Annotated in this window: 8 protein-coding genes; 5 read left to right on the top strand and 3 right to left on the bottom strand. The window is 71.2% G+C overall.

The window, feature by feature from the left end:
* The first annotated feature begins 23 nt into the window (after positions 1 to 23).
* On the top strand, positions 24 to 1,061 hold the full coding sequence (locus tag ACRDP3_RS17665) for a metallophosphoesterase (protein ID WP_431517923.1): 1,038 nt from the start codon (positions 24 to 26) through the stop codon (positions 1,059 to 1,061).
* 219 nt (positions 1,062 to 1,280) lie between these two features.
* Positions 1,281 to 2,183, top strand: coding sequence for a hypothetical protein (locus ACRDP3_RS17660; protein ID WP_431517920.1), 903 nt, complete (start codon positions 1,281 to 1,283; stop codon positions 2,181 to 2,183).
* Between the two features lie 72 nt (positions 2,184 to 2,255).
* On the opposite strand, the gene ACRDP3_RS17655 is transcribed toward ACRDP3_RS17660, so the two are convergent.
* Positions 2,256 to 3,419 carry a cystathionine gamma-lyase gene (locus ACRDP3_RS17655; protein WP_431517919.1) on the bottom strand — a complete coding sequence of 388 codons (1,164 nt, stop codon included), beginning with the start codon at positions 3,417 to 3,419 and terminating at the stop codon, positions 2,256 to 2,258.
* Positions 3,420 to 3,425: 6 nt separating this feature from the next.
* Entirely contained in the window at positions 3,426 to 3,800 is a 375-nt protein-coding gene (locus ACRDP3_RS17650; protein WP_431517918.1) for a phage holin family protein, read from the bottom strand.
* Between the two features lie 93 nt (positions 3,801 to 3,893).
* On the opposite strand from ACRDP3_RS17650, the gene ACRDP3_RS17645 reads away from it, so the two are divergent.
* Together ACRDP3_RS17645 and ACRDP3_RS17640 are read left to right on the top strand one after the other, a co-directional pair.
* The gene (locus tag ACRDP3_RS17645; protein WP_431517922.1) at positions 3,894 to 4,211 is read left to right on the top strand and encodes a cupin domain-containing protein; all 318 of its coding nucleotides are present in this window, start codon (positions 3,894 to 3,896) and stop codon (positions 4,209 to 4,211) included.
* A 189-nt stretch (positions 4,212 to 4,400) separates the two neighbouring features.
* Complete coding sequence (locus tag ACRDP3_RS17640) at positions 4,401 to 4,631, top strand: DUF5326 family protein (protein WP_431517921.1); 231 nt, start codon at positions 4,401 to 4,403, stop codon at positions 4,629 to 4,631.
* Here ACRDP3_RS17640 and ACRDP3_RS17635 read toward each other — a convergent pair.
* Entirely contained in the window at positions 4,585 to 6,015 is a 1,431-nt protein-coding gene (locus ACRDP3_RS17635; RefSeq protein WP_431517917.1) for a YibE/F family protein, read from the bottom strand. The two genes, ACRDP3_RS17640 and ACRDP3_RS17635, sit on opposite strands and share 47 nt — an antisense overlap.
* 204 nt (positions 6,016 to 6,219) lie before the next feature.
* Between ACRDP3_RS17635 and thiC the strand changes: the two genes are divergently transcribed.
* A partial coding sequence (gene thiC, locus ACRDP3_RS17630; protein ID WP_431517916.1) for a phosphomethylpyrimidine synthase ThiC occupies positions 6,220 to 7,544 on the top strand: 1,325 nt, incomplete at its 3' end.

The raw sequence follows: 7,544 nt of genomic DNA, 5'->3' as shown, positions 1-7,544 counted from the left end.
GCGCCGGAGCGCCCTGGCCACCCGTGCGGCCCGCGCACGCGCCGTCCGCGACGGCGGCCCCGCCGCGTCAGCGGGAAGAGCCCGAGCAGTCCGACGGATACACCCCGACCCAGCGGAACCTGCCGGTGATCGGCTCCGGAGCCGGTTCCGAGGAGGGGGCCGCCGGACCCGAGCCCACCCTGGTCGACGTCCCCGCACACGCCGGGGGCGTGGAGGGCAAGGGCCCGCTCTTCGTCGTCGGCGACGTGCACGGCTACCTCGACGAACTGCGCGCCGCGCTGCTGGACGCGGGGATCATCGACGCCTGCGACAACTGGGCGGCCGGCACCACCCGCCTCTGGTTCCTCGGCGACTTCACCGACCGCGGTCCCGACGGGATCGGCGTCATCGACCTCGTCATGAACCTCTCCGCGCAGGCCGCCGCCGCGGGCGGCTACTGCAAGGCCCTGATGGGCAACCACGAACTGCTGCTCATCGGCGCCAAGCGGTTCGGCGACACCCCCGTCAACTCCAGCGCCGGCACGGCCACCTTCCAGGCCGCCTGGCTGCTCAACGGCGGTCAGCGCTCCGACATGGAGCGGCTTCAGGACCACCACGTCCAGTGGATGTCCCGGCTGGACGCGATGGCGCTCGCCGACGACCACCTGCTGGTGCACTCCGACGCCACCTGCTATCTCGACTACGGCGCCACCATCGAGGCCGTCAACGACGCCCTCACCGAGGCCCTGCAGCGCAACGACGCGGACGAGACCTGGGACCTGTTCCGCAAGTTCACCAAGCGGTTCGCCTTCCGCGACGAGGAAGTGGGTGTCGACGCCGCCCGTCAGCTGCTGACCGCCTTCGGCGGGCTGCGGATCGTGCACGGGCACAGCCCCATCCCGTACCTGCTCGGTGAGGTCTCCGCCGCCGGAGCCGGCGGGGACGACCCCGACCCCGATGAGGACGTCGCGCCCGACGTGACCGGCCCGCACGTCTACGCCGACGGCCTGGCCATCGCCATGGACGGCGGCGTGACCATGGCCGGCAAGCTGCTCGTGACCCGACTGCCGCTGACGGAATAACCCGTTCGGAACGGCGTACGGTGTCATCGGCAGGCGTGCGGGGCGCGGATGTCGCGGATGATATTGCCGGGAAGTGCCAATTTCCGGAAACTCTCTGTCAAGGGGTGCCGGACTCCCTCTACCATCAGTCCTGCCGCGGCGAGTTCCCCAACCTCTCACCACGGCTGCCCCGCCCGTCGACCGGCCGTCAACGGCCCAACGGAGCATCGGGGGATGCACATGAACAGCGCTCCGCGTTTGCTGCCCGAAGACCGGCCCGAGTTCGAACGGGCCCTGGACGAATCTCTGCGTACGGTGTCTCTGCGTCCTGCCCTGGCGGCGCCGGACGAACGGATCGACGCGGAGCGGTTGCGCACCGGCGCGCTCCGGGCCGCCGCCGAGATCGCCGACTGCGCGGCGGCCGAGTACGCGCACTTCGTCGGCGTGCGCGCAGAGCTGCGGCAGACCGAAAGCGGTGACGGCGAAGGGGGCGCGAGCGGTCAGGGCGGCGAGCCCGGCCCGACGGGTGTGGTCCCGGCCGGACCGGGCGGGGCCGGGCTCGTCGCGATGGTCTCCGTCCTGGTCCCGCTGCTGGCCGGTACGGCCGCCGTCATCTTCCTGCTGCTCGGCTACCTGCTGCACGTGATGACACCCGAACCCTCCATCGCGGCGCCGATGCGCGGCGCCGGCTGGGTCTTCGCCGTGCTCGCCGCCGCCGGACTCGTCGTCGCCATGGCGGAGTTGTGGCTCACCGCGCTGCGCAACGGCGCGGGCGCGGGGCGAAGAACCGCCGCCGGGGCGGCGGTCGCGGACGACGCCGGCGGTGTCGCCGACGAGCTGTCCAAGGCGCGGGCGGCGTGGCGGGAGGCGCTGCTGGAACGCGGCATCCTGCCGTTCCTGAACAAGGTCCTGGCCGATCACGCCCCGGCGCGGAACCCCGGCAGCGTCACGGACGACGCACCCGACACCACACCCGGCGCCGCGCCCGCGCACGAGCGCACCCCCCGACTGGGATACTCCGGCCCGGACTTCTCCAGCCGCAGTCCCTCCGACGGCAGGAGTGAGCGCAGCACACGGCCGCGCTACTCCAGCCCGGACTACTCCAGCCCCGACTACGGCGGCCCCGAGCATCCGCCGGAGTAGCCATCGGAGTCGGTGGATTCGGTGGATTCGGCGCCGGAGCCGGCGCCCGGGCTCAGCCTCTTCGACGCGTGACTAGTGCCGTGCGGCGACCTTGTCGAGCGCCCGCCGTACGTCCGCGACCAGATCCTCCGCGTCCTCCACCCCTAGCGACATCCGCACGAACCCCTCCGGCACCGCGTCACCGCCCCACCGGCCGCGCCGCTCGGCGGTGGAGCGGACGCCGCCGAAGCTGGTGGCCTCGCCCACCAGGCGCAGCGCGGCGAGGAAGCGCTCCGCGTGTTCCTTGCCGGGCAGCGTGAAGGAGACGACGCAGCCGAACCGGCGCATCTGCCGGGCAGCCTGTTCGTGCGCGGGGTCCCCGGGCAGACCCGGGTGGCGTACGCCGCTGACCTCGGGCCGCGCGAGCAGCATCTCGGCGACGGCGCGGGCGTTGACCGCCTGCCGCTGCGTGCGCAGCTCGAGGGTGGCCAGCGATCGGTGCGCGAGCCACGCCTCCATCGGTCCCGGAATCGCACCGGCGTACTTGCGCCACTGCCGCACCCCGTCCGCCAACTCCGCGTCCCGGCAGGCGACATAGCCCAGCAGCACGTCGCCGTGCCCGGTGAGCGCCTTCGTGCCGCTGCCGACGGAGAAATCCGCGCCGAGTTCGAGGGGGCGCTGGCCCAGCGGCGTGGCGAGGGTGTTGTCGACGGCCACCAGCGCGCCACACTCGTGCGCGGCGTCGACGAGCCGGCGGATGTCGCACACGTCCAGTCCGGGGTTGGACGGCGACTCGATCCACAGCAGCGACGCGCCGTCGAGCCGGTCCAGTTGGGCGTCCCCGGCGGTCGGTGCCGTACGCACCTCGACACCGAAGCCCGCCAGTCGCTCGCGCATGCCGGTCAGGAGGTTGTAACCGTCGTCGGGCAGCACGACGGCGCTGCCCGGGCGGGCACGGGAGAAGAGGACCGCGGAGATCGCGCCCATGCCGGAGGCGAAGGCGACGGTACGCACGCTCTCGTCGTCCGGGGACTCCAGCTCGCCGATGGCCCGTTCCAGGCCGGTCCAGGTGGGGTTGGCGTCCCGGCCGTACGCGTAGGGGGCGCCCGCGGGATCGCCGGGAAGGTGGTAGTGGGCGGCGAAGACGGGGCCGGGCAGGGGCGGGGCGTAGGGCTCTTCGTCCGGCAGGCCCGCCCGGACCACGCGGGTGGCGTCGGTGTCGCGAGGGGCGTCGGTGTCGCGGGTGGCGTCGGTCATGGGCGCTCAGTCCCGGTCGGGCAGGACCAGGTGCAGCGCCCATGCCACGATCGAGATGATCAGACCGCCGAGGAAGGCCGTACCGAAGCCCTCCACGTGGAAGCTGAGATCGAACTGGTCGGCGATCCAGGAAGTGAGCAGCAGCAGCAGCGCGTTGATCACCAGGGTGAAGAGTCCCAGCGTGAGCATCAGCAACGGCATCGACAGGAACTTCAGCAGCGGCTTGACCACGAAGTTCACGATGCCGAAGATCAGCGCCACGATGACCAGCGTCACGGCCTTCTCGTCCGCGGCCCCCGTGAGCTGGATGCCGGACACCAGCCAGGTGGCCACAGCGAGGGCTGCCCCGTTCGCGAGCGTCTTGATGAGGAAATTCGTCATAGTGTTGATCGTGGCAGAGGCGGCCTGCCGGGTCACATGCGGCCGGCCGCACGGGACACCAGGTCACACAGGTCACAAGAGGTGAGCGGCGAGATGAAGGAGTTCCGGCTCGAGGAGCTGGAGGCTGAGCGGCTCGCGCACGACGGCGCGTACCTTCAGTTCCTGCGGGAGCGGCACATGTCGGTCGGGCTCTACGCCATCAACCGCGGCACCGCCGACCCCCAGCAGCCGCACAAGCAGGACGAGGTCTACTTCGTCGTCAGCGGGCGCGGCGCGATCACCGTCGGGAACGAGGCCACCGCGGTCGCCCGCGGCAGCGTCGTCTACGTGCCGGCGGGGACGCCGCACAGGTTTCATCACATCACCGAGGACCTGCGGGTGATGGTCGTCTTCGCGCCGCCCGAGGGCTGACTGCACGCCGCCGCAGGCCGGCGGAGTCAGGGTTGAGGTAGGGGGCGGTTCAGGGGAGGACGGGGGCCGGCGGCCCTCCCGGCGCGGGCCCGGGCGCTCTAGCATCGGAGTCAGCGGGCGGAGCGCGGCTCCGCCCGGCTCGTGCCGTACCGCCCGCACGCGGGACCGATCAGCCAACGGGAGCAGCAGATGGACGCCAAGGGGATCATCAAGGGCCTGCCGTGGTGGGTGAAGTGGGTCGCGATCCCGGTGATCGCGGTCGCCGTGTTCGGCGGTCTGATCGCCAGCGTCGTCGGTTTCCTCATCGGCCTGCTCTTCAAGCTGCTGATCTTCGCGGCCCTCATCGGCGGTCTCGTCTACGTCGTACGCCACTTCACCTCCGCTTCCTCAGATTCCCGCGATTCCCGCGACGGCTGGTGACGCCCGCGGGCGGCGCCCGGTGCTTCCGGTCCGCGGAGACCACCAGCGCCGCCAGCAGCGTCGTCACCGGCACCGAGGCGACCAGACCGATCGAGCCGACGAGCGTACGCACGATCTCCTCGGCCACCACCTCGCTCGTCGCCACCGTCGACACGCTGCTGTCGGCGATCGAGAACAGCAGCATCAGTGGCAGCGCGGCACCCGCGTAGGCGAGTACCAGCGTGTTCACCACGGAGGCGATGTGATCGCGGCCGATGCGCATCGCGGCCCCGTACAACTTCCGCCAACCCGCGCCCGGGTCGGCCTCCTTCAACTCCCACACCGCGGATGTCTGCGTGACCGTCACGTCGTCCAGCACGCCCAGTGAACCGATCAGCACCCCGGCCAGCAGCAGGCCCTGAATCTCGATGTCCGGGTAGAGACCGTGCACCAGACCGGTCTGGTCGTCGGTGTTTCCCGTCAGCCGCGCCCAGCCGATGAAGAGCGAACCGAGGAGCCCGATCAGCGCCAGCGATATCACCGTGCCGAGCACCGCCACCGAGGTACGGGCAGACAGCCCGTGGCACAGGTACAGCGTCGCCAGCATGATCGCGCTGCCCCCGACGACGGCCACCACCAGCGGGTTCGAACCCTGCAGTATCGCGGGCAGGATGAAGAACGTCAGCACCCCGAAGCTCACCGCCAGGCCGACCAGCGCCAGTACCCCGCGCAGCCGGCCCACCAGGACGACGAACAGCGCGAAGACGCCCGCCAGCAGCACCATCGGCATTCCACGGTCGACGTCGATGACGCTGTACCGCAGTTCACGCGGCGCCTTCTCGGCGTACGCGGCGACGACCTGCTGACCCGTGGCATAGGTGCGCGTGGCGTCCGGCGGGACGACCTCGGTGAAGGTATGGCCCTTGTCCTTGCCGCCGGTGACCTCGACGGTCGCCTTCCGGCACGGCCCCTTGGCCTTGCCGGAAGCGGCCTGACCTGACTGCCCCGCCCGCGGCGAGGAGGACTGCCCCACCCGCACGTCCTCGCAGTCCACCTCGGCCAGCGCCGTCACCCGCGCCGGAAAGGTGGGCCGGTCGAAGCCGACGCCGCTGCCGTCCCCGCCGTGCGTCGGCACTCCGCCCGGCCACAGCACCACCAGCCCGGCGATGACGGCAGCGGCGAACGGAATCAGCACCGCCGCGATGACCTTGCGCAACTGCCGGGACACGGGCGTCGCGGGCCCGTGACTGTGGGAGTGCCCGGGCGCGTGGTTCCGCCCGTGCACCTGCTGATGCCCGTGTGCGGGCCCCGGCGGCGTGGTCTGGGCCGGCAGTTGCTCGGAGGGCGGGCCCGGTGCGGAGGGGCCCGCCCTGTGCCCGGGGGAGCCGGGTGGAGTCGGAGTCACCGCTCCATCATGGCTCCCGTCCGGGGCGGCCTGTTCAGCACCGCCTCGTGCCGCTAGCGTGGGGACGCATTTTCACATCGCGGGAGCTCCGAGCACGGGGCTGAGAGGGCGCTGACCTCCGCGGTCCGGACAACGGACCACGGACCAGGCTGCGTCGACCGCCGAACCTGTTACCGGGTAATGCCGGCGTAGGGAGTGGGTCTCATGACCATGCAGGACGCACGCACGCCCGCGGCCGAGAACGAGCCGCGCCAGCTCGGCTGGCACAAGGGCTATCTCAGCGGATCACGCCCGGACCTGCGGGTCCCGGTCCGCCGGGTGCACCTGACCGACGGAAACGATGTGACGCTCTACGACACATCCGGCCCGTACACCGATCCCGCCATCGACACCGACGTCCGCCGCGGCCTCGCACCGCTGCGACAGAACTGGATCATCGAACGGGACGACACCGAGGAATACCCCGGCCGCGACCCGCGGCCCGAGGACGACGGCATCAGGCACACCGTGCCACGCGGCGGACCGGCCCGGGGCGGAACGAGCGACCTCGCCGGCCTCGACGCGGTCTTCCCCGGCCGCCCCCGCCGGCCCCGCCGGGGCCGCGCTGCCCCTGACGGCGATGCCGCCGTCTCCCAACTCGCCTACGCCAAGCGCGGCATGGTGACACCGGAGATGGAGTACGTGGCGGTGCGCGAGCGGTGCGCGCCGGAGTTCGTACGCGACGAGATCGCGGCGGGCCGGGCCGTACTGCCCGCGAACGTCAACCACCCCGAGACCGAACCGATGATCATCGGCAAGAACTTCCTGGTGAAGGTCAACGCCAACATCGGCAACTCCGCCGTCACCTCCTCCATCGAGGAGGAGGTCGAGAAGATGACCTGGGCGACCCGCTGGGGCGCCGACACGGTCATGGACCTCTCCACCGGCCGCAACATCCACACCACCCGCGAGTGGGTGCTGCGCAACTCCCCCGTCCCCATCGGCACCGTCCCCCTCTACCAGGCGCTGGAGAAGGCCGACGGCAAGGCGGAGGAGCTGAGTTGGGAGATCTACAAGGACACCGTCATCGAGCAGTGCGAGCAGGGCGTCGACTACATGACGGTGCACGCCGGAGTGCTGCTGCGCTACGTACCGCTGACCGCCCGGCGCAAGACCGGCATCGTCTCGCGCGGCGGCTCGATCATGGCGGCCTGGTGCCTCGCCCACCATCAGGAGAGCTTCCTCTACACGCATTTCACCGAGCTGTGCGACATCCTGCGCACCTACGACGTCACCTTCTCGCTCGGCGACGGACTGCGTCCGGGCTGCATCGCGGACGCCAACGACGAGGCGCAGATGGCGGAGTTGGACACCCTCGGCGAGCTCAACCGCATCGCCAAGGACCGTGACGTGCAGACCATGATCGAGGGCCCGGGGCACGTACCGATGCACAAGATCAAGGAGAACATCGACCGTCAGCAGGAGGTCTGCGACGAGGCCCCGTTCTACACCCTGGGGCCGCTCACCACCGACATCGCGCCCGCCTACGA

Source organism: Streptomyces sp. (assembly GCF_050698815.1).
In the GTDB taxonomy this organism is placed as follows: domain Bacteria; phylum Actinomycetota; class Actinomycetes; order Streptomycetales; family Streptomycetaceae; genus Streptomyces.
Note: the sequence above shows the minus strand (reverse complement) of the source record. Positions and strands in the feature narration are given on the sequence as shown.